Raw genomic sequence first — 26,585 nt, 5'->3', positions numbered from 1 at the left:
GCCGTTCGCGCCTGTTGTCCGTGGCTTTCCGCGGTGTCGTTCCTCGGGCTCACCCCGCCAGGCTCTCCCGCCAAGCACGGTGCAGGTCGCCGAACGCGCCCTCGGCGGCGATCAGTTCGGCCGGGGTGCCGTCCTCGATGATGCGGCCGTGGTGCATCACCAGGACGCGGTCGGCGATCTCCACGGTGGAGAGGCGGTGGGCGATGACCACGGCGGTGCGGCCGTGCAGGACGGTGTGCATGGCGTGCTGGACGGCGCGTTCGCCGGGGATGTCCAGGGAGCTGGTGGCCTCGTCGAGGATGAGGACCGCCGGGTCGGCGAGCAGCGCCCGGGCGAAGGCCACCAACTGGCGCTGCCCGGCGGAGATACGGCCGCCGCGTTTGCGTACGTCGGTGTCGTAGCCGTCGGGCAGGGCGGTGATGAAGTCGTGCGCCCCGATGGTCTTGGCGGCGTGCTCGATCTCCTCGCGGCTCGCGTCCGGGCGGCCGAGGGCGATGTTCTCGGCGACGGTCCCGGAGAAGAGGAAGGACTCCTGGGTGACCATCACCACTCCGCGCCGCAGCTCCGGTACCGACAGCTCGCGCAGATCCGTGCCGTCGAGGAGGACCCGGCCCTCGGTGGGGTCGTAGAAGCGGGCCAGGAGCTTGGCGAGGGTGGACTTGCCCGCGCCGGTGGAGCCGACCACGGCGACGGTCCGCCCGGCGGGCAGGGTGAGTGCGAAGCGGGGCAGGACCTCGCCGCCGGTGCGGTAGGCGAAGCGCACCCCGTCGAAGACGACCTCGCGGCCCGGCCGTCCCGCACGGCGCTCGGGCAGCGGCTTCGGATCGGTGGTCTCGGGTACGGAAGGGACCTGGGCGAGGAGCCCGGCCAGCTTCTCCAGGGAGGCGGCGGCGGACTGGTAGGAGTTCAGGAACATGCCGAGCCGGTCGATCGGGTCGTACAGCCGCCGCAGATACAGCACCGAGGCGGCGAGCACCCCGAGGGCGAGGCCCCCCTCGGCGACCCGGTAGGCGCCCCACAGGACGATGCCCGCCACCGCGGTGTTGGCGACGAGCCGGGAGCCGACCACATAGCGGGCCATCTCCAGGAGGGCGTCGCCGTTGCTGCGCTCGTGGCGGTGGTTGAGCCCCTGGAAGTCCTGGTCGTTGGCGTGCTCGCGGCGGAAGGCGCGGACCGGGCGGATGCCGTTCATGGTCTCGGCGAACTTCACGATGACCGAGGCGATCGCGGTCGAGCGCCGCGCGAAGACCTGGTCGGCCCGCCGCCGGTAGCGGCGCACGAGGAGGTACAGCGGGACGAAGGAGGCCACCGCCACCGAGCCGAGCCCGAGGTCCAGCCAGAGCAGCATCGCCGAGATGTAGACGAAGGACAGGACGACGGTGACGAGTTCCTGGAGGCCCTCGTCGAGCAGTTCGCGCAGCGACTCCACATCGGTGGTCGCCCGGGAGATCAGCCGGCCGGAGGTGTAGCGCTCGTGGAAGTCGATGCTCAGCTCCTGCGCGTGGCGGAAGATGCGGCCGCGCAGGTCGAGCAGGACGTTCTGGTTGACGTGGGCCGCGGCGTCGATGAAGCCGTACTGGAGCACCCCGGAGGCGAGCGCGCACAGCAGGTAGCCCGCGCCGACCGCGTAGAGCGGGCCGTGCTCGCCCTCGCGCAGTGCGGGCACGGCGCGGTCGATGGCATAGGCGACGAGCAGCGGACCGGCCTGGACGGCGGCCTGCTGGAGCAGCAGCAGGAAGGCGGTCCAGGCGACCCGGCCGCGCAGCGGCGTGAGCAGCGAACGCAGCAGCAGACCGCGGGCGTTCGCGGGGGCGGGCAGCGCGTCGAGGTCGAAGGCGTCGTTCTCGGTCTCGGTCTCGGCCTCGGTCTCAGGGTGGGTGTCCGGAGCCGGTGCCTCTTCGGGGCGGGTGCCGGGGAGAGGCGCTTCTTCGGGGGGCGCTGCCGTGGAGTGGTCCGCGTGGGGGCGATCAGCCGGGGGCCGGGGCGCGGCCGGGGCGGCGCCCGGTTGACGTTCCTCCGTGCCCGGTGCCGTCTCCCCCGCCTCCGGCTTCGGTTCGGGGGAGGCGGTTCCGGTGCTGGTCTCGGTGCTCAACGGGGGCCTCCGCCCTGGGTGCTGTGGGGATGCGGGGCGGCGGCGGAGGAGCTGCCCGCGGCGGCCTTCCCCGCGGGCTCCGCTCCCGCCGGGGGCGTGGTGCCGGACATCAGCCAGGCGTACTCGGCGCTCTCCCGCAGGAGTTCCTGGTGGGTGCCGACCGCGGTGATCCTGCCCTCGGAGAGCAGGGCCACCCGGTCCGCGAGCAGCACCGTGGAGGGGCGGTGGGCGACGACGAGGGCGGTGGTCTCGGCGAGCACCCGGCGCAGGGCGGCCTCGACCAGTGCCTCGGTGTGCACGTCCAGGGCGGAGAGCGGGTCGTCCAGGACCAGATAGCGGGGGCGGCCGACCACCGCCCGGGCCAGGGCGAGGCGCTGGCGCTGGCCGCCGGACAGGCTCAGTCCCTGTTCGCCGACCTGGGTCCCGGCGCCCTGGGGGAGCCGGTGCACGAACTCGGCCTGGGCGACGGCGAGGGCCCGCCGCAGGGCCTCCTCGTCGTCGTGCCCGTCTTCGGCCCCGGCCGCCTCTTCCGCCCCGGCCGCCTCTTCGGCCGTGTCCGCAGCCGCCTTTTCGGTCGTGTTCTCGGGCGGGGCCGCGCCGGGGCGGGCGCCCATCAGGACGTTCTCGCCGACGCTCGCGGAGAAGAGGGTCGGCTCCTCGAAGGCGACCGAGACCAGGGTGCGCAACTCCGCGCGGGGCAGTGCGGTGATGTCGCGGCCGTCCACGGTGATGCGGCCCGCGGTCGGTTCGTGCAGCCGGGGCACCAGGGCGGTGAGGGTGGTCTTCCCGCTGCCGGTGCCGCCGACCAGGGCCATCGTCTCGCCGGGGCGGATGTGCAGGTCGACGCCGTCGAGTACGGGGCGGGAGTCCTCGGGGGCGTCCGGGTAGCGGAAGACCACGTTCTCGAAGCACAGCCCACCGCGGGAGCGGTCGGTGCCGCCTCTGTCGCCGGGGCGGTCGCGGTCCTCGGCGCGGACCGGTGGCCCACCCACGGACTCCCGCTCCGGGACGGTCTCCTGCTCCGGGGCGGTGTCCATGACCTCGAAGTAGCGCTGGGTGGCGGTGGCCGCCTCCTGGCTCATGGCGAGCAGGAAGCCGATGGAGTCGATGGGCCAGCGCAGGGCGAGGGCCGTGGAGAGGAAGGCGACCAGGGCGCCCGCGGAGAGATCGCCCTCGGAGACCTGCACGGTGCCGAGCACCAGGGCGGCGCCGATCGCCAGCTCGGGCAGGGTGACGATGACGCCCCAGATGGCCGCGAGCAGCCTCGCCTTGGCGAGTTCGGTGCCGCGCAGCCGCAGGGCGAGGTCGCGGAAGACCTCGGCCTGGCGCCGGTGGCGGCCGAAGCCCTTGATGATGCGGATGCCGAGGACGCTCTCCTCGACCACGGTCGTCAGATCGCCCACCTGGTCCTGGGCGGTGCGCGCCACCGCCGCGTATCTGGTCTCGAAGAGCCAGCACACCGCCATCACCGGCACCGCGGGGACGAGGAGCACCAGGCCGAGGGTCCACTCCTGGAGGAGCAGGATGACCATGCCGACGAGGATGGTGACGCCGTTGACCAGGAGGAAGGTGAGCGGGAAGGCCAGGAACATCCGCAGCAGCATCAGGTCGGTGGTCGCCCGGGAGAGCAACTGGCCCGAGGGCCAGCGGTCGTGGAAGGCCATCGGCAGGCGTTGCAGCCGGCCGAAGAGGTCGGCCCGCATCGCCGCCTCCACGCTCGCCAGCGGCCGGGCCACCAGCCAGCGCCGGAAGCCGAAGAGCGCCGCCTCGCCGATGCCGAGCAGCAGCAGGTACAGGGCGCCCAGCCACACCCCGCCCGAGTCGCCCTCGGCGACCGGTCCGTCCACGATCCACTTGAGGACGAGCGGGATCACCAGGCCCACACAGGAGGCGACGATCGCCACGCAGGCGGCGCTGAACAGTCGTACGCGCACCGGCCGCACCCAGGGCCACAGGCGCAGCAGCGTCCGCACGGCGGACCGGTCCCCGCCGGTCGGCCGTGCCTGGAGTTCCTTGGTTCCCGCACTCGTCTCAGACATCAGTGGCGAGACTACGTTTGACGACTGACATCCCTCACCGGCTTTTCCACCGGCAGCTCTCGCGGTCGGATCATCTGCCTCCGCTCTCTCTCGGCGAGCGACTTGTCCACAGGCCGGACCGGACCGGCGGACAGCGTCCGGCCCGGGCTGCCACCCTGGGCGGCGGTCCGGACGAGGGCGTGGCACGGGGCCGGAGGAGCGCCGCAGAAGAGGGGCCGTATGAGGATCTCCGGGGATCGTCGGGGGAGGTGAGTGAGGAGACCGTCGACGCCCGCCCTCGCGGTGCTCGCCATGCGCGCCCGTATCAGGCGTTGAACTCCCGCTGGGGCCCTGGCCGTTCAGCGCCCGCCGGTTCCGGTCAGGTCGTACGGGCGCGGGAAGGCGGCGGGCCGGTGCTCGGTGTAGCGGAGGTCGGTGGTGGCGCCGTGCTCCTGGCCCGCCCGGTTCATGCCGCGGGCGCTGGTGTCGCCCCAACTCCCGGTGGCCACCCGGGAGTCGAGGGTCCGTACCGCGGTGAGCGCCTCGTCCTCGGTGAAGTTGCAGTGCCCGGCCCGGTCCACGTACGTCTGCCGCAGCAGCGCGGAGGTCCCGGCGGCGCGGACGGTCTCCCGGTAGGCCTGCTCGTTCTGGACGGGCACCAGTCCGTCGTGGACGTTGTGCACGTTCAGCTGCGGTCTGCTCAGGGATCCGGAGAAGGAGGCGGTCTCGGCCATGAAGCGGACGGCCGGGGCCTTCGCCGGGACGCGGTCCGCACCGGCGAGGGCGTCGAGGTCGGCGCCGAGCGAGAGCCCGGCCGCCTTGTACAGCGCCTTCGCCTGGGCCGCGTACGGCGAACGGGCCAGCAGCGCCGCGTAGTCGACACCGGTGTTCCAGGACATGGAACCGCCCGCGTGGGACTCGGCGTTCTGCCGCCACTGGGTGGTCGAGGCGAGCAGGGTGCCCGAGATCGCCTCGAACTGGTTGGCCTCGGCCAGCTCCCAGTCCCGCGGGCCAGGACGCTCCTGGTCGGCGGCGTTGTAGGCGGCGACCCCGGTGAGCGCCGCCGCCAGCGCGATCCGCGCGCGGCCGGAGGGGGTGCGCTGGGCCTCCCGGGTCGCCGTGCCCAGGGCGGCGGCGGAGGCGTCCGCGGCGGCGCGGTCCGGGAAACCGGTCAGCCGGGTGCCGCTGCCCGGGGTGAGCAGGGTGCGCAGCGTGAAGGAGAGGTCGAGCTGGTTGTTCCAGCGGCCGACCCCGCCCGCCTGCGTCCCGCACAGGGACAGCGAGCCGTCGATGAGCGCGCCGTGCGTCTCGGCGAGCTTGGTGGTGACCATGCCGCCGAGCGACTCGCCCCAGGCCAGCGCGCGGCGGGCGGGGCCGAAGCGCTCCTGGAACAGCCGCAGCGTCGCCGCCTGGTCGCCGACCGCGGTGTCGACCACCCAGCCGGGCGAGACGTACGAGGAGCCGATCAGTGCGTAGCCCTCGGCGAGCAGCCGCTCCCGGGTGTGTCCCCAACCGGGAGCGTTCCGGGCCGGGTTGGGCCCCTGGCCGCCCGGCTCCACGACCACGAGTCCATGGCTGAAGAGCAGCACGGTGCCGTTCCACCCGGCCGGGACCTCCATCAGGTACGCGGCCCCGTCCGGCAGTGTGCCGGTCTCCGAGCGGAGGTCCTCGCCCGGATCGGCGGCCCCGGTCGCGGCGTTGCCGGTGAAGGCCACCAGCAGGGTGCCGCCCACGGCGACGGCGAGCAGGGTGCGAAGACTGCGCCGGAATCCGCCCATCGGGATCCTCCGAATCACGCGGGTACGGGGGGAGTTGGCCCACCGCGAGGCAGACGAGAGAGCTGTGACCCTCGTCACCTTTGCGGTACCCCGTCCCGGCGGTCGATTCCACCTCGTGAAGGGAGGGGGCAGCGGAAACCGGACAGCGGCCCTTCAGATGTCACATGCCAGTTATGGAGGCGTGAATACACGCAATACCGCGGATGGGGTGCCTGGGATCCAGGAGGCGGTACGCCGACTCCCGCGGTCGGCACCGGAGTTGGCCGGTTAGCGGGCGCGGGCGGGGCCGCCCGGCCGCGGGGCGCCGGCGAGGGACACGGCGGCCCCGCGCCTACCGGTGCCGCCCGTCAGCCGAGGACCCGCGGACGGCCGCCTCCCTCAGCAGCCCGCGGACGGCCACCCTCGATCAGCAGCTCTGAGCAGCTCTGAGCAGCCCTCAGGACGCCACCTTCAGGAGGAGTACGGACCGGGGCCGCACCGTCACCATCGCGTTCCCCTTGTGTACGGTGCCCGGCGCCGCCGACTGCTCCTCGCGGGAGGTGTCCACCACCACCTCGTAGCGCCGGGCCCAGGGCGCCCCGGGCAGCACGAAGTCGAGGGGGTCCGCGCCCGCGTGCAGGACGACCAGGAAGCTCTCGTCGGTGACCCGCTCGCCGCGCTCGTCGCGGCCGGGGATCTCGCCGCCGGAGAGGTACATGCCGAGGCTGCCGGTCGGGGCGTACCAGTCCTGTTCGGTCATCTCGGTGCCGCGGGCGGTGAACCAGGCCAGGTCGCGCAGCCCGTCCGCGTCCTGGGCGCGTCCGGAGAAGAAGGCGCGGCGGCGCAGCACCGGATGCCGGTGGCGCAGCGCGATCAGGCGGGCGGTGAGCGCGAACAGCTCGCGCCAGTGCGGATCCTCCAGGACGGACCAGTCGACCCAGCCGGTCTCGTTGTCCTGGCAGTAGGCGTTGTTGTTGCCGTGCTGGGTGCGGCCCATCTCGTCGCCCGCGACCAGCATCGGCACCCCGGTGGACAGCAGCAGGGTGGTCAGCAGATTGCGCAGCTGGCGCCGGCGCAGGGCGGTGATCTCCGGGTCCGCGCTCTCGCCCTCGGCGCCGCAGTTCCAGGAGCGGTTGTCGTCGGTGCCGTCGCGGTTGCCCTCGCCGTTGGCCTCGTTGTGCTTCGACTCGTAGGAGACCAGGTCGCGCAGGGTGAAACCGTCGTGCGCGGTGACGAAGTTGACCGAGGCCTGCGGGCGCCGCCCGCTCCAGGCGTAGAGGTCGCTGGAGCCGGAGAGCCGGTAGCCGAGGTCCCGTACGTCCGGCAGCGCGCCCCGCCAGAAGTCGCGCACCGCGTCCCGGTACCGGTCGTTCCACTCGGTCCACAGCGGCGGGAAGGCGCCGACCTGGTAGCCGCCCGCGCCGATGTCCCAGGGCTCGGCGATGAGCTTGACCCGGCGCAGCACCGGGTCCTGGGCGATCACCGCGAGGAAGGGCGAGAGCATGTCGACGTCGTGGAAGGAGCGGGCGAGCGCCGCGGCGAGGTCGAAGCGGAAGCCGTCCACGCCCATCTCGGTGACCCAGTAGCGCAGCGAGTCGGTGAGCAGCCGCAGCACCTGCGGCTGGACCACGTGCAGGGTGTTGCCGCAGCCGGTGTAGTCGGTGTAGCGGCGCGGGTCGCCCTCCAGGCGGTAGTAGCCGCGGTTGTCGATGCCCTTGAGGGAGAGCGTCGGGCCGAACTCGCCCGCCTCCGCGGTGTGGTTGTAGACCACGTCGAGGATCACCTCGATGCCCGCCTCGTGCAGCGCGTGCACCATCCGCCGGAACTCGCCGACCTGCTGGCCCGCGGTGCCGGTGGCCGCGTAGCCCGCGTGCGGGGCGAAATAGCCGATCGAGTTGTAGCCCCAGTGGTTGCGCAGCCCGCGCCGCAGCAGATGGTCCTCGTGCGCGAACTGGTGCACCGGCAGCAGCTCCACCGCCGTCACCCCGAGCCGCCGCAGATGGTCCAGGGCGGCCGGGTGGGCGAGACCGGCGTAGGTGCCGCGCAGCTCCGCGGGCACCCCCGGGTGCCGCTTGGTGAAGCCGCGCACGTGCAGCTCGTACAGGACGGTGTCCGCCCAGGGCGTCTTGGGGCGGCGGTCGTCCAGCCACTCGTCGTGCTCGGCGGTGCCCGCCTCGTCGTGCACCACCACGCCCTTGGGGACGTACGGGGCCGAGTCCCGGTCGTCGCGCACGGTGTCGGCGACCTGCTGCTGCGGCCAGTCGCGGACGTGCCCGTAGACCTCGGGGGGCCGCCCGAAGTCGGCGAAGTCGCCGTCCACCGCCCGCGCGTAGGGGTCGAGCAGCAGCTTCGCCGGGTTCCAGCGGGCCCCGGTCCAGGGGTCCCAGCGGCCGTGCACCCGGTAGCCGTAGCGGCGGCCCGGCAGCACCCCGGGCAGGAAGCCGTGCCAGATCTCGTGGGTCTGCTCGGTCAGCGGGCAGCGGGTCTCGGTGCCGTCCTCCTCGAAGAGGCACAGCTCGACGGCCTCGGCGCCGCCCGCCCACAGCGCGAAGTTGGTGCCGGGCCGCCCGTCGGGGCCGGTACGGAAGCGGGCGCCGAGCGGGTTGGGCGCGCCCGGCCACACCGGGGGCGGGGCGATGCGCTCGCGGCGGCCCGGGGCGGCCCCCGGCTCGGGGCGCGTGACCCGCCGGAAGGCGCCCGCCGTCTCCTGCTCTGCTGCGCTCGACACTGGCCGGCCTCCCGCGAGTCGGTGCGCGCGGCGCCGGGCGGGTGACCCGGCCCGCCCGGCGCCCAGGGGCCCGTCCCGCCGCGGATCGCGGCGAAAGGCCCTCTTCCTCCCCACAGTTCTGCCCCGCGCGAGGCCTCCGCTCACGTACGGGGAACCCCGGGGCCTGGCGGCTCCGGCGGCAAAGGGGCAGCTTCCTCCCGACCTGCGCGGCATCCCGTGGAGGTTGGGACGGAACGGTGACAAACGCGGGGAGTTCTCGGGATCCGGGCTGTGGTTAATTAACACCGGCGCGGCGGGGAACGCGCCGGATAGAGGCGGTCCGGCCAGGCCGCCGGCGAGGGGAGGGTGGCATCGTGGAAGCCACAACGGCAGCGGTCGGTGCTCCGGTTGCGCGGGGGCGCGCGCGAGGGCGGCGTACGAAGGCGCTCGGGGCCCTGTTCGCGGGAGCCGCGCTGGTTCTCGTGACGGCCTGCGGCGGAGGCGACTCGGACGGCAGCGGCGACGGCAAGGGCGGCGGATCCGACAAGGCGGACAACGCGCCCTCGCAGGCGGTGGTGACCATATCGCCGAAGGACGGCGCCGGGGACGTGGCCACGGACGGCGCCCTCAAGGTCGGTGCCGAGCAGGGCAAGCTGACCGAGGTCGTGGTCGAGGACGGCAAGGGCAACGAGGTCGAGGGCAGGATCGCCGCGGACGGGGCCAACTGGACGCCCGTACGGCATCTCGCGGCCTCGACCAAGTACCGGGTGCACGCCGTCGCCAAGGACTCCTCGGGCCGCGAGTCCGCGAAGGAGGCCACCTTCACCACGCTCAGCCCCGAGAACACCTTCGTCGGCATCTTCACCCCCGAGGACGGCTCGAAGGTCGGCGTCGGCATGCCCTTCTCGGTGCACTTCACCCGGGGCATCACCGATCCGGCGGCCGTGGAGAAGGCCATCGAGATCAAGACCGAGCCCGAAGTGCCCGTGGAGGGCCACTGGTTCGGCAACGACCGCCTCGACTTCCGGCCGGAGAAGTACTGGAAGGCCGGCACCAAGGTCAGCGTGAAGCTCAACCTCGACGGCGTCGAGGGCCGCCCGGGCGTCTACGGCGAGCAGGTCAAGACGGTCAACTTCGAGATCGGCCGCAGCCAGGTCTCGGTCGTCGACGCCAAGACCCACAAGATGAAGGTCGAGCGGGACGGCAAGCTGATCCGGACCATCCCGATCACCGCCGGCGCCCCGGCCACCACCACGTACAACGGGCAGATGGTCATCAGCGAGAAGCTCAAGGTGACCCGGATGAACGGCGACACGGTCGGCTTCGGCGGCGAGTACGACATCAAGGACGTGCCGCACGCCATGCGCCTGTCCACCTCGGGCACCTTCATCCACGGCAACTACTGGGCGCCGAACGCCCCGGGCAACGAGAACGTCAGCCACGGCTGCGTCGGCCTGAAGGACGTCCGCGGCGCGGGCGACAAGAAGCAGCCCGCCGCCTGGTTCTTCGACAACTCCCTCCTCGGTGACGTGGTCGTGGTGAAGAACTCCAAGGACAAGCAGATCCAGCCGGACAACGGCCTCAACGGCTGGAACATGTCCTGGGAGAAGTGGAAGGCCTGACCGGGTCGCGCCGGGCGTCCGGGGTGCCGGGTGCCCGGGCGCCGGGAGCGGTGGTCCCAGGGATCGGTGATCCCCCGGACTCGTGATCCCTGGGACCGGTGATCCCCGGATACGTGGTCCCGGGGACCCGCGAGTCCAGGGACCGGCAGTGCCAAGGCTCCGCCGGTCCACCGGTCGGGGCCGGGCAGTAACGTGCCCCGTATGACTGTGCATCTTGAGGTTGCCGAGGGCGTCGGCACCATCCGTCTGGACCGTCCGCCGATGAACGCGCTGGACATCGCCACCCAGGACCGGCTCAAGGAACTGGCCGAGGAGGCCACCGGGCGCGACGACGTGCGCGCGGTGGTCCTCTACGGCGGGGAGAAGGTGTTCGCGGCGGGCGCGGACATCAAGGAGATGCAGAACATGGACCACCCGGCCATGGTCGAGCGCTCCCGTGCCCTGCAGGACTCCTTCACCGCCGTCGCGCGCATCCCCAAGCCGGTCGTCGCCGCGGTCACCGGATACGCGCTGGGCGGCGGCTGCGAGCTGGCCCTCTGCGCCGACTACCGCATCGCGGGGGAGCGGGCCAAGCTCGGCCAGCCCGAGATCCTGCTCGGCCTCATCCCCGGCGCGGGCGGCACCCAGCGGCTCTCCCGCCTGATCGGCCCCTCCAGGGCCAAGGACCTGATCTTCACCGGCCGCCAGGTGAAGGCCGAGGAGGCCCTCACCCTCGGCCTCGTCGACCGCGTCGTCCCGGACACCGAGGTCTACGAGCAGGCGCACGCCTGGGCCGCCCGGCTCGCCCAGGGTCCGGCGCTGGCGCTGCGGGCCGCGAAGGAGTCCGTGGACGTCGGCCTGGAGAGCGACATCGACACCGGGCTCGCCGTCGAACGCACCTGGTTCGCCGGTCTGTTCGCCACCGAGGACCGCGAGCGCGGCATGCGCAGCTTTGTCGAGGAGGGCCCCGGCAAGGCCAAGTTCCGCTGAGGCGGCGGGGGTTCGGCCGCCGCCGCCATCGGACGGCGGCCGGGCTTCCCGGGCGGGGATACCGGGTCGGCGCGAGGGGCCGGAAAGCGCCCTCGCGCGGCTCGTTCGATGCGCTCGCGGGAGTTCCCCCCTGGGGGCGGATTGAACTCTTTGAGGAGGGTTCACGTTCTTGGTCCCTGACTACCGTTCAACTTCCCGTCCGGTCATCCGTGCAGCTCAGAGGGGTTGTGCGCCGGTGATTAGTGCCAGAGTCATATGACTCAGGGAAAGCCGCCGATCGCGGAGGGTGGCGGAGTGAATACCGGATAACGCCTCCGGGCGGCCAATTCGGCGGCCATGATGGGCTCCATGGCGGGCCTGGAGGGTGTCGAGCAGCCGCGGGAGACCGCGGCGCGATGGTCGCCTGCCGTCGAGGACGAACGCGCGCTGAAGGCCCTCGAAACCTACGGGAATCCGGCCGAGGCGGAGGTCTTGCTGCCCTCGCGCCCGCAGTCCGCCGCCGTCGCCCGCCGCCTCGCCCAGCTCGTCGTCCTGCGGCAGTGGGCGCTCACCCCCCGGCATGCCGAGGACACCGTGCACCTCGTCTCGGAACTCGTCGGCAACGCCGTCCGCCACACCGGCGCCCGCGGCTTCGGGCTGCGCATGGTGCGCCGCCGGGGCTGGCTGCGCGTCGAGGTCCGCGACCCCTCGCGCGGGCTGCCCTGTCTGATGCCGGTGCAGAGCCTCGACCTCTCCGGCCGCGGCCTCTTCCTCGTCGACCGGCTCTCGGACCGCTGGGGTGTCGATCTGCTGCCCCGCGGCAAGACCACCTGGTTCGAGATCCGCGTCCTCGAACGCTGAACTCCGTACTTCCCGTCCCTGGAGCGGAAACACAGAGGCCCCCGGTGCCGAGCGAATCGGCTCACGGGGGCTTCTGCGGAGCGCCGGGGATCCTCGGGGGGTGAGATCCCCGGCGGCTGTCGACGACCTGGCCCGGGTCAATGGGGGTCGTTGGCTACGACTATGGCAGGGGTCGCCGCACAATTCAAAGCCGCGAAAGCGACATAGTTCAACTAATGCGGCATACGGAAGGTGAATCCATGGTGATGTGAGCCACGGCCCTGCAATAGGGTGGATGAATTTGAGCTTCCGCAGAGCTTTGACAGGTGTCGCTTCCGGATTCGGAAGGGTCGGCGGCGGCGACCCGGCGGGCAGGTGACCGGTCAAATCATCGGCTTCTGCGCCCAACCCCCCTTAAATGGGGCGAGTGACCACGACCGATCGCCGTACCGCCCTGCGGATGAGCGCCGCGGGTGTCCTCGCCCCGCTCGCCGCCGGATGCGCGAGCACCAAAGCGGACGGCCCCGGCGCGTCCGCCCGTACGGCCCCGCCCGGAACCGGCGGCGTCTCCGCGACCCCCTCGCCCGGTGCCTCCGCGCGTGCCCGGCACCACGCCCCGGCGCCGGGGCCCCGCCGCTTCCCCGGGCTCCCCGAGCAGATCGAGCGCGGCCCCGCCGGGCGTCCGCGGATCGCGCTCACCTTCCACGGGCGGGGGACGCCCGCGACGGCCCGCGCCCTGCTCGCCGAGGCCGAGCGCGCCGACGCCCGGATCACCGTCCTGGCCGTCGGGACCTGGCTGGACGAGTACCCCGCGCTCGCCCGCCGCGTCCTCGACGGCGGCCATGAGCTGGGCAACCACACCCAGCGCCATCTCGACATCAACGCCCTGCCCCGGGACGAGGCCCGCGCCGAGATCGCGGACTGTGCCCGGCGGCTGCGGCGGCTCACCGGCGCACCCGGCACCTGGTTCCGCCCCTCCCGCACCCGCCGCGCCTCGCCCCTGGTGGCCGCGCTCGCCCGCGCCGAGGGGTACCCGCACGTCCTGTCCTACGGCGTGGACTCGCTCGACCACACCTCGCCGGGCCCGGCCGCGGTGGTCCGCACCGTCGCCGCCCGCGCGGCCCCCGGCGCGGTGGTGAGCCTGCACTTCGGCTACCCCGGCACGGTCGCCGCCCTGCCCGCCCTCCTCGACGAACTCGCCCGCCGCGGCCTCAAGGCCGTGACCACCACGGAGCTGCTGAGCTGATGCCCCCTCGCCCCGCCGCCACCCGGCGCCCCCTGACCCGGCGCACCGGCGCCCTGCTCGCCTGTGCCGCCCTCGCCGTCCTCGCCGGATGCGGCGGCGGCTCCGGCGCCGGTGAGCCCGCGAAGAAGGACTCCGGCAGCCCCGGCGCCGCCCGGGCCGCTAAGTCGCGGCCCGAGCGGGCGCTGCCCGGCATGCCGCCGGTGACCGATCCGCGCGACCTGTACGCCGCCGACCGCCCCGGCAGGCTCTCGCCGGTGGTCAAGGACTTCCCCTCCCGGGTGTACGTGCCCAACACCAACTCCGACACGGTCTCCGTGATCGACCCGAAGACGTACAAGGTGATCAGGACCATCCGGGTCGGCGCGCAGCCCCAGCACGTGGTGCCCTCCTGGGACCTCAAGACGCTCTGGGTCAACAACGACAAGGGCAACAGCCTGACCCCGATCGACCCCCGCACCGGCAAGGCGGGCAAGCCGGTGGACGTGCACGACCCGTACAACCTGTACTTCACCCCGGACGGCAAGTACGCGATCGTGATGGCCTCGCTGGACCGGGAACTCGTCTTCCGCGACGCGCACACCATGGAGCGCAAGCGGACCGAGCCGGTCAGCTGCTACGGCGTCAACCACGCCGACTTCTCCCGCGACGGCCGCTACTTCATCGTCTCCTGCGAGTTCTCCGGCGAACTCCTCAAGGTCGACACCGCCCGGATGAAGGTGGTCGCCCGGCAGAAGCTCCCCTTCGAGGGCGCCATGCCGCAGGACGTGAAGATCTCGCCGGACGGCACGACCTTCTACATCGCCGACATGATGGCCGACGGGGTGTGGGTCCTCGACGGCGCGAAGTTCAGCCAGCCCGAGCTGCTCAAGACCGGCAAGGGCGCGCACGGGCTGTACGTCAGCAGGGACTCGCGGCAGATGTACGTCTCCAACCGCGGCGAGGGCACCATCTCCGTCTTCGAGTTCGCCAAGGGCAAGGTGGCCGCCAAGTGGCGCCTGCCGGACGGCGGCAGCCCCGACATGGGCGGCGTCTCGGCCGACGGCAAGGTCCTCTGGCTCTCCGGCCGCTACGACGAGGAGGTCTACGCGATCGACACCCGCACCGGCAGGCAGCTCGCCCGCATCCCGGTCGGCAGCGGCCCGCACGGACTCGCCGTCTACCCGCAGCCGGGGCGCTACTCGCTCGGCCACACCGGCGTCTTCCGCTGACGGCCGGCAGCTGAGGTCACGGGCGGGCCTGCCGCGGCCGGAACGGGGCGCGGGGGCCCGCTCGTCGTCTCATCTCCTCATCTCCCCGGCGTCAACGGGCGTCCAGGGGGCGGAACTCGGGGACACGCCGACCGGAGGGTGAAGGTCCCGCCTCCGGCGCCCGGGCGCCCCGATCCTTCCGGCATGATCACACCTCGTATCCGGCGGCGCGCAGCCGCCGTCGCGCTCGCCTTCGCCGCGCTCCTCGCGGGACCGGCGATCGCCACCTCGACCTCCCCCGCGGCCGCCGCCGCCCCGGCCTGCCCCCAGGTCTACGACCCGCTGACCCCGGCCGCCGACCGCCGCGTGGACGTCGGGCGCATCACCCCGGAGCCCACCTGGCGCACCAGCTGCGAGACCCTCTACCGCGCCGACGGCCGCGCCCCGGAGACCGTCTTCGAGGAGGGCTTCCAGCCCAAGGCGCCGCTGGACGGCCAGTACGACGTCGAGAAGTACGTCCTCGTCAACCAGCCCTCGCCGTACGTCTCCACGACCTACGACCACGACCTGTACAAGCAGTGGAAGAGCGGCTTCAACTACTACATCGACGCCCCCGGCGGCATCGACGTCAACAAGACCATCGGCGACACGCACCGCTGGGCGAACCAGCGCGAGGTGGCCTTCCCCGGCGGCATCGCCCGCGAGTACATCCTCGGTGTCTGCCCGGTCGACCGGCAGACCAAGACCGAGATCATGGACGAGTGCCGCAGCAACCCGCACTACGCCTCCTGGCGCTGAGCGCTGTGTGCCGGCGGATCCGGTGAATCCGCCGGGCATCCGCCGCGCCCCGGGTACCACTTGGGACACAGCCGCGACGGGCGCCCGGCGGGCTCCGTTCGCGTACGGATAATCTGACCCCGTCATCCATGCAGCAAGAAGGGGCGGATTCGGTGACGAGCATCGAGGAAGCACGCAAGGCGTTCGAGCGCTACGACGCGGACGGCGACGGCTACATCACCGCGGCCGAGTACAAGAGCGCCATGGCGCAGCTCGGGGACTTCCGCGTCACCGAGTCCGTGGCGGAGAGCATCATCGCCTCCAAGGACGCCAACGGGGACAAGGTGCTGTCCTTCGACGAGTTCTGGGCGAGCCTCAACAAGGCCTGACCCGCCGTCCGCCCAGTGGCCCGGCCCCGCGAGGGTGCCGGGCCGCTCGGCGTTCCGGGGCCGCGTCCGGCGCCCGGCGGGCGGGCAAGCGCCCCCGGGCCCGGCGCCCCGTCCGGACGCCCCGGCTCAGCGCTGGGCCCACTCCCGCAGCGTCTCCTTGCTGCGGAAGTCGCCGGCGTTCTTGTCGAGCGGGGTGTCCGTGTACTGGTGGAAGGCCCAGTCGGCCTTGATCCGCGGCTTGCCCGCCGTCACGTAGTCGGCGATCCACAGCCCGTCGCCCGCGTACGAGGTGGTGTCCCGGTTGAGCCAGAACTCCCGGTTGCAGTACAGGAGCACCTTGTTGTGCGGGCGCAGCCTGCGGACCTCCTTGATGAACTGGTCCTTCTCCGCGTTGCTCGCGTAGGTCCCGCTGCCGTTCATCTCCCAGTCGCAGGCGAGGAAGTCCCCCGCCTTCTCCGGGGTCTTGCCGACGAAGTACTCGGCCTGCGCCTTGATGTTGCCGGGCCACAGGAAGTGGTAGAAGCCGAGGAGGCAGCCCGCGTCCCGGGCGGTCTTCGTCTGTCCGGCCAGCCTGGGATTGATGTAGGAACGGCCCTCGGTCGACTTGATGAAGACGAACGAGAGTCCCTTGGTGCTGTAGTCGGTCGGCTGATGGCTGCTGACATCGACCCCGTAGATCATCCGGCCCTCCGCGAACTCGGCTTGTTTCCCCGTTACTTGGGGTGTTCCCAGTGACGCGGGGGCCCACCCCCGGCGAGCCGTAACCGTGCCGTCACAGGGGCGCCGCGCCCCGCGGGACCCCGCCCGGACCACGGCGGACCGGGGGAGCGGGCACGCCTTCCGGTCACATACCGAACACACTTCGCAGTCCCCGGACCGCTGCCCCGCGCCCGTACGGCCGCCCTCCGGCGCGGCGGCCGGGCCCTGCTTTGCCGGTACGGGCCGCCTGTGCCAGCCTCGACAAGAGGTGACAAAGCAGAAGTTTCGGACCCATGGAGTTGACCCACGGTGACCACAGCAGCGGAACACCCGACCCACCCCGGGCACGAGCACACCCACGGCGAGGGCTGCGGCCATGTCGCCGTGCCGCACGACGGCCATGTCGACTACGCCCACGACGGGCACCTGCACCGCGGCCACGACGGTCATGTGGACGAGTGCAAGCGCGGCGCCCACCAGGAGCACCGCGGCCACGAGCACGCGCACGGCGAGGGCTGCGGCCATGTCGCGGTCCCGCACGGCGACCACGTCGACTATGTGCACGACGGCCACCGGCACGCGGCCCACGACGGCCACTGGGACGACCACTAGGCCCCGTCCGGGACCGGTCCGGCCGCGTCAGGCGCCGTAAGGCGACCCCTCCCGTACGACCGCGGGCGGCCTGGGGCCGAGGAGCAGCAGCGCTCATCGGCCCCAGGCCGCCCGTCTCTGTCCCGTCTCGGCGGCGGTCTATAGCATGTGACATTGCACTGTTACCGCTGTTGCGCCGCGCCCACCGGGAGCGGCGGCCCCCGAGGAGGCATGACGTGACGGACGAGCGCACCCCCGCCGGATCCGCGAGTGCAGCGGCCGGCCGGGCGCCGGTCGCCGGAAACCGCAAGAACCGGCTCTACCCGCAGGTCTCACCGGAGTTGGCCGAGCTGATGGCCTCCGGCTGGGCCGACACCGCACTGCGCGATCTCGCCCCGCTGCCCCAGGCCGGGCACACCGCCCGCCGCCGCGCGGCGCTGTCCGCCCGCTACCCCGGTGAGCGGCTCGTCGTCCCGGCCGGAAACCTCAAGGTCCGCTCCAACGACAGCGATTACCCGTTCCGGGCCGCCACCGCGTATGTGCATCTGACCGGCGACCAGACCTTCGACGGCGTCCTCGTCCTGGAGCCCGCCGAGGACGGCGGCCACCGGGCCCACCTCTATCTGCCGCCGCGCTCCAGCCGCGAGAACGGCGAGTTCTGGCTCGACTCCGCCCGGGGCGAACTCTGGACCGGCCGCCGGCACAGCCTGGCGGAGGCCGCGATGCTGTACGGCCTGCCCTGCCGGGACGTCGGCACCCTCGGCGAGGAACTCGCCCGCGGGGAGGGCCCGGTGCGCGTGGTCCGCGGCCACGACGCCGGGGTGGAGGCGGCCCTCGACGGCCGGACCACCGCCGAACGGGACGAGGAGCTGCGGGAGTTCCTCTCCGAACTGCGCCTGGTCAAGGACGACTTCGAGATCGGCGAACTCCAGAAGGCCTGCGACTCCACCGTCCGCGGCTTCGAGGACGTGGTGCGGGTGCTCGACCAGGCGCAGGCCACCTCGGAGCGCTACCTCGAAGGCACCTTCTTCCTGCGCGCCCGGGTCGAGGGCAACGACGTCGGCTACGGCTCCATCTGCGCCGCAGGACCGCACGCCACGATCATGCACTGGGTCCGCAACGACGGCCCGGTCCGCGAGGGCGAGCTGCTGCTCCTCGACGCCGGGGTGGAGACCCGCACCCTCTACACCGCCGACGTCACCCGCACCCTCCCGGTCGGCGGCCGCTTCACCCCGCTCCAGCGCACCCTCTACGAGGCGGTGTACGAGGCGCAGCAGGCCGGTATCGACGCCGTGCGGCCCGGTGCCGCCTACCGCGACTTCCACGAGGCGGCCCAGCGCCTCCTCGCCGGGAAGCTGGTGGAGTGGGGGATCGTCGAGGGCCCCGTGGAGCGGGTGTACCGGCTCGGGCTCCAGCGCCGCTGGACGCTCGCCGGCACCGGTCACATGCTCGGCCTCGACGTCCACGACTGCGCCGAGGCGCGGACCGAGGCTTATGTGGACTGCACCCTGGAGCCCGGCATGGTGCTCACCGTGGAGCCCGGCCTCTACTTCCAGGCGGACGACCTGACGGTGCCCGAGGAGTACCGGGGCATCGGGATCCGTATCGAGGACGACATCCTGGTCACCGAGGACGGCAACCGGAACCTCTCGGGCGCCCTGCCCCGCCGGGCCGCGGAGGTCGAGGCCTGGATGGCGGCGCTGAGGGGCTGAAGTGGCCTTCCCGCGGCGGGAGTCGGGGCACCGGGGCGGCGGCTCAGACGCCCGTCCGGTCCCGGGGGCCCCGCTCGTCCGCCCACAGGGAGCGCACATGGCCGAGGTGGCGGGTCACGCACTCCCGGGTGCCGTCGAGGTCGCGGGCCAGCATCAGGTCGAGGAGTTCGCGGTGCTCCTCGGCCGAGGGGAGCAGTTCGCCGCGCTCGTCGAGCACGCGGAGCCCGTACAGGCGGGAGCGCTTGCGCAGTTCGCCGACGGTCTCCACCAGGCGGTCGTTGCCGCCGAGGGCGAGCAGCGAGAGGTGGAAGCGGCGGTCCGCCTCCAGGTACCGGATCAGGTCGTGCTCGCGGGCCGCCGCCACGATCTCCTCGGCGACCGGGCGCAGCGCCTCCAGCTGCTCGCGGGTGGCGGAGGCGGCGATCGCGCAGACCGTGGGGATCTCGATCAGGGCGCGGATCTCGGTGTACTGGTCCAGGTCGCGCTCGTCGACCTCGGTGACCCGGAAGCCCTTGTTGCGCACCGGTTCGACCAGGCCCTCGCGCGCCAGGTCGAGCATGGCCTCGCGGACCGGGGTGGCGGAGATCCCGAAGTCCTCGGCGAGCACCGGCGCGGAGTACACCTGGCCGGGCCGCAGTTCGCCGGAGATCAGCGCGGCCCGGAGCACATGGGCGACCTGGTCGCGCAGCCGCTCCCTGCCGGAGCCGAGGTCGTGCTGCTGCTTCAGGTGGCCCATCGCCGTGGCGTTCCCTTCGTGCCCGTCCGCGGGTGCCCCAGGATATCGCCCGGTCTTCGGCGCCCGGCCGTCCCGCCGGTGGACCGGAGCAGGGCGGGACCGGTACGCCCCGGTCCCGCCCCACCCCGCGAAGGCGCCGGGCCCCCGGAACCTCCTCCGGCGGCCCGGCGCTCAGCCGGATCAGGAAGGAGCCCCTTGCGATGAACCCCCGTGCTCAGCAGCTCAGTCGAGCTTCCACCGCTGGAGTGCGGAGCCGCTGCCGGCGCGCTGGGTCACCAGGGCGCCGTCCGCCCCGGAGGCCGTGGTGAGCAGCAGCCCGCTGTGCACCGAGGTCAGCGTGTAGCCGCCGTCCGCCTGGCGCGCGGCCCGCCAGCGCTGGTTGGCGCCGCCGGTGCAGGTCCACTGGATCACCTTGGCGCCCGCGGCGGCGGAACCGCCGTCCACATCGGCGCAGAGCCCGGACTCGGCGCCGGTGAGCGTGTACGCGCCGTCGGACTGCCGGGTGAACTTCCACTTCTGGTTCTCGCCGCCGCCCGCCGCGTAGGTGGTGAGCTGGGTGCCGGGCGACTTGCTGTGCCCGGGGACGTCCAGGGCCTTGCCGCCGACGGCCAGGGTGCGGGTGCCGTTCAGCGAGCCGGACCCCGGCACCGGGCTGAGCCGAAGGGTCTGCTCGGCGGCGGTACGCGCCCCGCCGACGCCGCTGCCCGAGGTGTCGGTCCAGGTGCGTACCGGGGTGGTCTCGGCGAGCCGTCCCGCCTTGCCGGAGAGGCCGAGGGCCAGCCCGCTGTAGCGGTTCACCAGGCGGTACGTCCCGGTGCCGCCGCCCTCGGCGGAGGTCCCGGGGAGCACGAACCACTGCTGGCCGACGGCGGGACCGCCCGGCCCGGCCGCCGTGGCGGTGGGTCTGGTGCCCCAGGCCCGGGTGCCCGGCGAGGAGGAGGCGACGCCGAGCAGCTGCCCGGTCGAGGAGTTGGCGATGCGGTACGAGCCGTCGCCGTTGGCGGTGAACTCCCAGGCGTCCAGGCCGGATCCGCCGGCCGCGGCCAGCGAGGTGGTGGCGCTCCCGCCGGACTCCTGGGCGAGGACGCGGCCGCCCGCGCCCGCGATGCGGTAGGTACCGCCGGACTCCACCGGCGAGGCGGTCCGCGCGGAGTCGACGCGCAGGTTGACGTACTCGCCGGAGGAGTCGCCCGAGCAGCCGAAGGAGCAGTACGAGCGGAAGTCCCGGCCGACGATCGAGGAACTCGTCCGGTTCGCCCCGTCGAGGAACCACCGGTACCAGGAGGCGTTGGTGTGGCTCCCGGTGTCGCCGATCAGCTCCCACTTCTGGGTGGCGAGGTCCCGGGTGGCGTAGAGCTGCTGCGGCGCCTTGCCGCTCTGGTCGACGGCCTGCGGCTCACCGAGGTACAGGCCCAGATGCGCGTTGTACGTGATGTCCATGACGAACAGCGGAGAGGTGCCCGGCATCTCGCCCGCCGCGACCTGCTCGTCGACCGTGCCCTCGGTCGCCGGGTCCCACTCGCCGGACGGGGGCGTGTACCCGGTCCTGCTCCCGGAGCCGACCGGCACCATATTGCTCTCCCGGCCGCCCGTTCCGGGCTCCTGCCAGGCCCCGTCGTACCACTTCTGCCAGGAGTCGGGCCGCATCTTCTGCGCGAGGGGGGCGCGGGCCACATGGGCGTGGAAGGCCTTCCAGCCGCCGCCCTTCTCCACGATCCGGGAGCCGTAGTAGACGTAGAAGTAGCCGGAGGCGGCGTCCACGTACAGCCGCGGGTCGCCGTCGCCGTAGTGGTAGGTCTGCTGGGGGAAGGCCGCCTCGTCGCCGCGCTCGGTGCTGTACGGCGAGGTCAGCACGTGGTCCTCGATCTTCCAGGTCCTGCCCTGGTCCTTCGAGACGGCGTAGTCGATCGCGTCGTAGTGGAGTCCGTCGCCGAAGGGCTGCGGGGTGAACTCGTTGTGCACCAGGCCGTACCAGTGACCGGTGTCCGGGTCCACCCACACCCCGGCCAGGTCGCAGTAGTTGCGCTGGGAGTAGTGCGAGCCGGCGGGGGCCTTGGTGGACTCCTTGCCGGTCGGGCTGTTGTCGCAGCGCCAGGTGGTGTCGTTGTTGCGGTCCGCGGAGTTGGCGGGGTCCACCGCGTCGCTGATCGCGGCGGAGCGGGTGGCGCTGTCGAAGTCGGTGCCGGTGAAGAAGTCCCAGGTGCGGGAGTCCGAGGCCGAGTAGAGCGCGTGGGCCTGCTGGTAGTAGAAGGTGCCGTCCTTGTCGATATAGGTACCGGCCGGGGTGTCGTCGGGATGGGTCCAGGTGCCCTTCGCCCCGACGGACACGGTGTACGAGGCCTTCGCGGCGGGGGCGGTGGCCGCGGGGTCGGCGGGCGCGGGCGGCGCCGCGGCGGCCGGGGCCGTCACCGCGGCGCCGCCCGCGGTCACCGCGAGGGCCGCGGCGGTGAGGACGCCGGCCCATCTTCTTCGGGGAGCTGACACGGGGGGACTCCTCGTCATCGGGGGCTTCGGGGGCCTCGGGGCCCACGCCGCGGCTGCCGCGGGCCGTCCTGGCCGGCCCGGCCCGCTGTCCGGATCTCTACGGCAGCGTGCACCCGCCGCCCGGCCGCGGACATGGACGCAGCGGCGGCAACACTTGGACTTTGGGTGACGCGGGAGTGCCGGGGCGGTGCGGAAGCGGGGGCGGACGAGGAGCTGTCCCGTCGCCGTCAGCGGGCGCCCGAGGCCAGGTCGTCGAGCATCTGCCGCTGGTGCCGGTGGCCGACCGTCTCGTAGCCGATCACGGTGACGAACGGGGCGAGCATCACCACGAGCAGGCAGACCGCGAGCGCCACCCCGGCGGCGGCGAGGAGCACCGCCGCGGCGAGGACCGCGAGGGTGAGCGAGATCAGCAGCAGGTGGTAGCGGTCCGCCGCGGAGAGCAGCAGGGTGTGCAGGAGGTAGATCATCAGCAGGTAGAGGCCGACCGGGAGGGCGAGCGCGAGGACGACCGCGCTCTCGCCGATCTCCGTGTGGTGCTCCAGGTACAGGCCGGCCACATGCAGTCCCGCCCCGGCCCCGGCCACTCCGATGAACAGCGGGATGTGCCCGTACCCGAAGAGGTAGCCGCGGGCGCGGCGGTGGACCAGGATGTCGCCGAAGGGGGTGCTGAAGTACACCCACCACATGCCGAAGGTCAGCCCGACCCCGGCGACGACGACCGCGACGGCGTTCCGCGTCCAGTGCGTCCCGTCGCCGCCGCCGAGCAGATCGCCGGAGGAGGCGACGGTGCCGACCACGCCCTCGCCGAGGGTGATGAGGGCGAACAGGCCGTACCGCTCGGCGACATGGTGCGGATGCCAGGGCGTCCCGCCCGCGCCGCCCTGGGTGAGCACCGGCAGCCCCAGTTCCAGGAGCCCGAGCGCGCCGACGGCGGCGAAGACGGCGGCCCAGGGCAGGTGCACGAAGCCGACCACCACCCAGCCTGCCTGGGCGAGCACGGTCCAGCGGATCGAGGCCATCCCCACGTCGTGGAAGCCGGGCGACTCCCGGGCGGCCCGCCACCACTGGAGCACCATCGCGATCCGCATCACCACATAGCCGATCACCATGGCCCGCAGTTCCAGGTGTTCGCCCTCGGCCACCGAGTGGAACATCGCCGGGATGCCGAGCGAGAAGACGACGACGCCGATCATCTGCAGCATCGTCAGGGCGCGGTAGAGCCAGTCGTCGGTGCCGAAGGCGGAGGAGAACCAGCTGAAGCTGATCCACGCCACACTGATCGCGAACATGGCGAGCACGAAGGCGGCGATCGCCTGCCCGGTGTGCTTCTCGGCCACCAGATCCGCGAACTGGGCGGCCGCGGTGCCGACCGCGACCACGAAGGTCAGGTCGAAGAGGAGTTCCAGGGGCGAGGCGGAGCGCCCGGGTTCGTCCGGGTCCCGCCCGGTCATCGGCACCAGCCGGTGTGACAGCTTGCCCCGGTGCCCGGCACCGGCGTGTTCCCTATGGCTCATGCGGAGCATGATGCCGGATGGAAGCGGAGGCTCCGCCCGGCGGCGCGGGGCCTGTCGGGCAGGCGGGGCACAGCGGAAGGCGGAACGCGCCCGGACCGCTTCAGGCGGAGGAGAGCGACTCGGCGGCCGACTTGGCCAGGTCCTTGCCGACCTTGCAGGGGTCGACCTTCCCGGGGGCCCGCTGGACGGTGAACGCCACCCGCTCGGTGCCGCGCCGCTGGCCCTCGCCCAGATAGGTGCGGTGGACCAACTCGACCCGGCAGGACCGGGGGCCCTCGTGGTCCGGCATCACGAAGCCCCCGTGGCCGCTGTACGTGACCTCGCCGACGCCCGGGCCCCGCGGCGACTTGCCCTGGTCGAACTGGAGGTCCACCTCCATGTCGCTGGTGGACTTCCACTGGCAGGCCCAGTCCCCGAACCCGGCCTCCGGCTCCCCGACGCTGACCCCGGGATCCTTCTCCAGCACCTTCTGGTCGAGCAGCGAGCAGGCGTCCATCAAGGCCAGCGAGCGGTCGTCGAAGTCCGCCTTCCGCCGCGGGACCCCGCCGCCGTCGAGCACCCCGGCCGCGAAGGCGGTGGCGATACCGGCGGTCTGGCACAGTTCCTGCCTGAGCTCGCCGGGCTCGCGCGCCACCGCGGTGACCCGCACGCTGCCCTCCTCGGGAGACTCGGTCACCCGCAGGACCCGCTCGCACTCGCTGCTCTTCTCGGCGAGTTCCACCACGGTCACCCCGCCCTCGGTCCGCCGCCGCTCCTGCTCCGGCAGCCCCTCCTCGTCGAACTCCACCCGGACGTCCACGACATCCTCCCCGTCCGCCTGGAGCCGCAGGTCGCAGCGGTTGAAGTTGCCCTGATCGCGGTCCGGGAGAGCCTCCTCGTACGCGTCGAAGCCCCGCACTTCCAACAGTCCGCAGGGGTCGGCCGTCCGGTGGTCGCCGAGGAAGGCGGCGGCGCCGGGCGGCCTGCCGGTGGCCGGGGCGGCCCCGTCCTCCTTCGCCTCCTTGCCGTCACCGTTCATCAGCAGCAGCGGTACGGCGACGGCGAGCGCCGCGGCCACGGCGGCACCGGCGGCGAGGAGCGGCCGCCGCCGGAGGGGGGCGGTCCGGTCCCAGGCCACGGTCGGCCGGGCCGGGCCCGGTAACGAGGCCTCGGTGAACCGCCCTGTGGCCGGGGCGAGTTGGAGGGTGTCGAGCTCGCGCCTGTGGTCCTCGGCGAGCGCCCGGGGCCCGCCCGTGAGCTCCGTGAGCGAGCCCTGTGCCGCGGCGGCGGAGGGCCGGGCCCCCGGGTCGCGCTGCAACATCGCGGTGAGCACCTCCGTGAGCGGCCCGAGCCGGGGGCTGAGCGTCTCCAGGCGCACCGCGTGCCCGGGGCCGCGCAGCGGCGGGGTCCCGGTGACCAGCTGGTACAGGGTGACGCCGAGCGAGAACACGTCGGAGGCGCGCTCCGGGGCGCCGCGTATCGCCTCGGGGGCGGCGAAGGCGGGGGTGAGGCTGAGCGGCCCGTTGGGGGTGATCGTGGTGTGCGAGTCCACCCGGAGCGCGGCGCCGAAGTCCGCCAGCTTCGCCGTACGGTCCTCGGTGATCACGATGTTGCCGGGCTTGACGTCGCAGTGCACCAGGCCCTTGGCGTGCAGGGCGGCCAGCGCGCCCGCGATCTGCGCGCCGACGCCCCCGGCGAGCTGCGGGGTCAGCTTCAGCGGGACGTCCAGACTGCCGCCCTGCACATGCTCCAGGACCAGCCAGAACGCGGCCCGCTCGTCCTTGCCGGTGCGTACCGCGTCGTAGAGCGTCACCACGTGCGGATGGCTGAACTTCGCCAGTGCGCGGGCCTCGGCGAGCACCTGGTCGAAGCTGCCGGGGCCGGTGTCCCCCACCCGGGCGCGCTTGAGGACGACGGGGCGGCCGAGCTCCGTGTCGACGGCGAACCAGACGGCTCCCTGGCCGCCTTCGACCGGCCCGCCGGTGAGCCGGTACTTGCCGACCCTCTCCCCCCGACGCACAGCCGCACTCCCCTCGACGAAAGACCGGAACCCGCCTCGGCACCCCCGGAACGCGGACCGAATGTACTGCGTACCGCCGAGCGCACTCCCCGTATCCCGCCCATTTGCCGCCGTGCTCGGCGGCGGCTCCCGGGACAACGTCTCAATCCACCGAGTACCTGGCCGAAATCGTGGGGAAGCCTGTCCGGAACCGGTGGCATGATCCTGCGCCGGACCCGGCGGACCCGGCCCCGAGACCGGCATCCCCGGGCCCCTGCACCCGGACCTCCGGGAGGGGTCACGCGCCCCGGGCCCGACCATGGCCAAAGCGCCCCCGGGCGGTACGACGAGCGCGAGGAGACGGCGATGAGCAGCTCGGACAGCCTGGCGCGCGGGGTCCCGCCGGGGGAGCCCGGCACCCTGCACGCCCGCACGCTCAGCGGTGATCTCACCGCCCCGCCCACCCCCGGGCGGACCGTCCGCTTCGGGCGCGGTGAGAAACCGGACACCGACCTCGGCGTCGGCGTGGACGACCGGTGGGTGAGCCGGCAGCACGGCGAACTGACGTACCGCGCCGGGAGCTGGTGGCTGCGCAACACCGGGCAGCAGCTCGTCCGGCTGCCGCGCGGGCGCATGATGCACGGCAGCTCCGCGCCGATCCCGCTCCCCACCGGCTACACCCCCCTGTTCGTGAAGGGCTCGGGCCACCGGGAGCACCTGGTCGAGCTGTACGTGGCCGACCACGACGACCGGGGTCCGGTGGCCAGCCGCCGCGCCGAGACCGTCCGGCCGCAGCGCTGGGCGCTGGGCGAGGACGAGCGGCTCCTGCTCGTCGTCCTCGGCCGCCACTACCTGGAGTACGAGCCCGACCCGCGGCCCCTGACCTACGGCCGCGCCGTCGAGCAACTCGCCTATCTGCGCCCGGAGTCGGGCTGGACCGTCCGCCGGATCGAGTACCGGGTGGAGGCCGTCCGCCGCCGGTTGCACGGCACCGGCTTCAAGTACCCCCTGATCCACGACCGGCCCGAGGAGCGCCCCTCCGACAACAGCCTCCTGCACAACCTGCTCAAGGGCCTGGTGGAGTCCACCACCCTGGTGCCGCCGGACCTGAACCTCCTCGACGACGACCTCGACTGGCCGGAGACGCACTGACCGCGGGCCCCTAGGGGGTGTCCGGCGGATCATGTGACCTTCTGACCGGTCGCTCGTTGGTTTGGGCATGGGTCGGGGGGATCTGACGAACCGTGAGTGGTCGTTGCTGGAGCCGCATCTGCCACCTCTGGGTGGC

At 73.0% G+C, this 26,585-nt stretch carries 19 protein-coding genes; 10 read left to right on the top strand and 9 right to left on the bottom strand.

All coding sequences use genetic code 11. The annotated features are described in order from the left end of the window. Positions 1-49: 49 nt before the first annotated feature. The 4 genes from HFV08_RS29520 to glgX all read right to left on the bottom strand — a co-directional run bounded on the left by HFV08_RS29520 (position 50) and on the right by glgX (position 8,595). A complete protein-coding gene (locus tag HFV08_RS29520; protein ID WP_246342179.1) occupies positions 50-2,092 on the bottom strand; it encodes an ABC transporter ATP-binding protein in 2,043 nt (680 codons plus the stop codon). Further along, positions 2,089-4,131 (bottom strand): ABC transporter ATP-binding protein, encoded by a 2,043-nt coding sequence (locus tag HFV08_RS29515; protein WP_168543646.1) that lies wholly within the window; start codon positions 4,129-4,131, stop codon positions 2,089-2,091. Before HFV08_RS29515 ends, HFV08_RS29520 begins: the two co-directional genes overlap by 4 nt. Positions 4,132-4,469: 338 nt before the next feature. Continuing rightward, the gene (locus HFV08_RS29510) at positions 4,470-5,888 is read right to left on the bottom strand and encodes an alpha/beta fold hydrolase (RefSeq protein WP_168543645.1); all 1,419 of its coding nucleotides are present in this window, start codon (positions 5,886-5,888) and stop codon (positions 4,470-4,472) included. Between the two features lie 436 nt (positions 5,889-6,324). Next, the gene (gene glgX, locus HFV08_RS29505) at positions 6,325-8,595 is read right to left on the bottom strand and encodes a glycogen debranching protein GlgX (RefSeq protein WP_168543644.1); all 2,271 of its coding nucleotides are present in this window, start codon (positions 8,593-8,595) and stop codon (positions 6,325-6,327) included. Between the two features lie 353 nt (positions 8,596-8,948). Between glgX and HFV08_RS29500 the strand changes: the two genes are divergently transcribed. The 7 genes from HFV08_RS29500 to HFV08_RS29470 all read left to right on the top strand — a co-directional run bounded on the left by HFV08_RS29500 (position 8,949) and on the right by HFV08_RS29470 (position 15,583). Beyond that, positions 8,949-10,196: a L,D-transpeptidase gene (locus tag HFV08_RS29500; RefSeq protein WP_168543643.1), complete on the top strand. Its 1,248-nt coding sequence runs from the start codon at positions 8,949-8,951 to the stop codon at positions 10,194-10,196. Positions 10,197-10,397: 201 nt separating this feature from the next. Beyond that, positions 10,398-11,165, top strand: a complete 768-nt coding sequence (locus HFV08_RS29495; RefSeq protein ID WP_168543642.1) for an enoyl-CoA hydratase/isomerase family protein — start codon at positions 10,398-10,400, stop codon at positions 11,163-11,165. A gap of 348 nt (positions 11,166-11,513) precedes the next feature. Then, on the top strand, positions 11,514-12,005 hold the full coding sequence (locus HFV08_RS29490) for an ATP-binding protein (RefSeq protein WP_168543641.1): 492 nt from the start codon (positions 11,514-11,516) through the stop codon (positions 12,003-12,005). 397 nt (positions 12,006-12,402) lie between these two features. Beyond that, positions 12,403-13,230 (top strand): polysaccharide deacetylase family protein, encoded by an 828-nt coding sequence (locus HFV08_RS29485; protein ID WP_210430940.1) that lies wholly within the window; start codon positions 12,403-12,405, stop codon positions 13,228-13,230. Beyond that, positions 13,230-14,438, top strand: a complete 1,209-nt coding sequence (locus HFV08_RS29480; RefSeq protein ID WP_168543639.1) for a YVTN family beta-propeller repeat protein — start codon at positions 13,230-13,232, stop codon at positions 14,436-14,438. The genes HFV08_RS29485 and HFV08_RS29480 overlap by 1 nt, the downstream gene beginning before the upstream one ends. 183 nt (positions 14,439-14,621) lie before the next feature. Further along, entirely contained in the window at positions 14,622-15,215 is a 594-nt protein-coding gene (locus HFV08_RS29475; RefSeq protein WP_168543638.1) for an ADP-ribosyltransferase, read from the top strand. A 152-nt stretch (positions 15,216-15,367) separates the two neighbouring features. Beyond that, positions 15,368-15,583, top strand: coding sequence for an EF-hand domain-containing protein (locus tag HFV08_RS29470; protein ID WP_107071284.1), 216 nt, complete (start codon positions 15,368-15,370; stop codon positions 15,581-15,583). A 126-nt stretch (positions 15,584-15,709) separates the two neighbouring features. Here the strand turns inward: HFV08_RS29470 and HFV08_RS29465 are convergent, their stop codons facing one another. Beyond that, positions 15,710-16,264, bottom strand: a complete 555-nt coding sequence (locus HFV08_RS29465) for a GH25 family lysozyme (RefSeq protein WP_168543637.1) — start codon at positions 16,262-16,264, stop codon at positions 15,710-15,712. Positions 16,265-16,591: 327 nt separating this feature from the next. On the opposite strand from HFV08_RS29465, the gene HFV08_RS29460 reads away from it, so the two are divergent. Both HFV08_RS29460 and HFV08_RS29455 read left to right on the top strand, forming a co-directional pair. Beyond that, a complete protein-coding gene (locus HFV08_RS29460) occupies positions 16,592-16,894 on the top strand; it encodes a hypothetical protein (protein ID WP_168543636.1) in 303 nt (100 codons plus the stop codon). Positions 16,895-17,109: 215 nt separating this feature from the next. Then, complete coding sequence (locus HFV08_RS29455; protein WP_312885883.1) at positions 17,110-18,585, top strand: aminopeptidase P family protein; 1,476 nt, start codon at positions 17,110-17,112, stop codon at positions 18,583-18,585. Positions 18,586-18,628: 43 nt separating this feature from the next. Here HFV08_RS29455 and HFV08_RS29450 read toward each other — a convergent pair whose 3' ends face one another. From HFV08_RS29450 to HFV08_RS29435, 4 genes are all read right to left on the bottom strand, one after another. Beyond that, positions 18,629-19,321: a GntR family transcriptional regulator gene (locus tag HFV08_RS29450; RefSeq protein ID WP_168543635.1), complete on the bottom strand. Its 693-nt coding sequence runs from the start codon at positions 19,319-19,321 to the stop codon at positions 18,629-18,631. A 222-nt stretch (positions 19,322-19,543) separates the two neighbouring features. Then, positions 19,544-21,805 (bottom strand): RICIN domain-containing protein, encoded by a 2,262-nt coding sequence (locus HFV08_RS29445; protein WP_312885882.1) that lies wholly within the window; start codon positions 21,803-21,805, stop codon positions 19,544-19,546. Positions 21,806-22,032: 227 nt separating this feature from the next. Then, the gene (locus tag HFV08_RS29440) at positions 22,033-23,319 is read right to left on the bottom strand and encodes a low temperature requirement protein A (RefSeq protein WP_168543633.1); all 1,287 of its coding nucleotides are present in this window, start codon (positions 23,317-23,319) and stop codon (positions 22,033-22,035) included. 100 nt (positions 23,320-23,419) lie between these two features. Beyond that, positions 23,420-25,318 (bottom strand): serine/threonine-protein kinase, encoded by a 1,899-nt coding sequence (locus HFV08_RS29435; protein ID WP_312885881.1) that lies wholly within the window; start codon positions 25,316-25,318, stop codon positions 23,420-23,422. A 345-nt stretch (positions 25,319-25,663) separates the two neighbouring features. Between HFV08_RS29435 and HFV08_RS29430 the strand changes: the two genes are divergently transcribed. Beyond that, a complete protein-coding gene (locus HFV08_RS29430) occupies positions 25,664-26,449 on the top strand; it encodes an FHA domain-containing protein (RefSeq protein WP_168543631.1) in 786 nt (261 codons plus the stop codon). The last annotated feature ends 136 nt before the right edge of the window (positions 26,450-26,585 follow it).

The organism is Streptomyces physcomitrii (assembly GCF_012273655.1).
GTDB classification, from domain to species: Bacteria; Actinomycetota; Actinomycetes; order Streptomycetales; family Streptomycetaceae; genus Streptomyces; species Streptomyces physcomitrii.
This window is presented reverse-complemented; position numbering and strand designations above follow the sequence as displayed.

What these genes read in the sequence shown, in the direction of transcription:
- HFV08_RS29515 (WP_168543646.1), bottom strand. Translation starts at nt 4,131, where the DNA reads ATGTCTGAGACGAGTGCGGGAACCAAGGAACTCCAGGCACGGCCGACC.
- HFV08_RS29510 (WP_168543645.1), bottom strand. Translation starts at nt 5,888, where the DNA reads ATGGGCGGATTCCGGCGCAGTCTTCGCACCCTGCTCGCCGTCGCCGTG.
- HFV08_RS29495 (WP_168543642.1), top strand. Translation starts at nt 10,398, where the DNA reads ATGACTGTGCATCTTGAGGTTGCCGAGGGCGTCGGCACCATCCGTCTG.
- HFV08_RS29490 (WP_168543641.1), top strand. Translation starts at nt 11,514, where the DNA reads ATGGCGGGCCTGGAGGGTGTCGAGCAGCCGCGGGAGACCGCGGCGCGA.
- HFV08_RS29485 (WP_210430940.1), top strand. Translation starts at nt 12,403, where the DNA reads ATGGGGCGAGTGACCACGACCGATCGCCGTACCGCCCTGCGGATGAGC.
- HFV08_RS29480 (WP_168543639.1), top strand. Translation starts at nt 13,230, where the DNA reads ATGCCCCCTCGCCCCGCCGCCACCCGGCGCCCCCTGACCCGGCGCACC.
- HFV08_RS29475 (WP_168543638.1), top strand. Translation starts at nt 14,622, where the DNA reads ATGATCACACCTCGTATCCGGCGGCGCGCAGCCGCCGTCGCGCTCGCC.
- HFV08_RS29465 (WP_168543637.1), bottom strand. Translation starts at nt 16,264, where the DNA reads ATGATCTACGGGGTCGATGTCAGCAGCCATCAGCCGACCGACTACAGC.
- HFV08_RS29450 (WP_168543635.1), bottom strand. Translation starts at nt 19,321, where the DNA reads ATGGGCCACCTGAAGCAGCAGCACGACCTCGGCTCCGGCAGGGAGCGG.
- HFV08_RS29440 (WP_168543633.1), bottom strand. Translation starts at nt 23,319, where the DNA reads ATGAGCCATAGGGAACACGCCGGTGCCGGGCACCGGGGCAAGCTGTCA.
- HFV08_RS29430 (WP_168543631.1), top strand. Translation starts at nt 25,664, where the DNA reads ATGAGCAGCTCGGACAGCCTGGCGCGCGGGGTCCCGCCGGGGGAGCCC.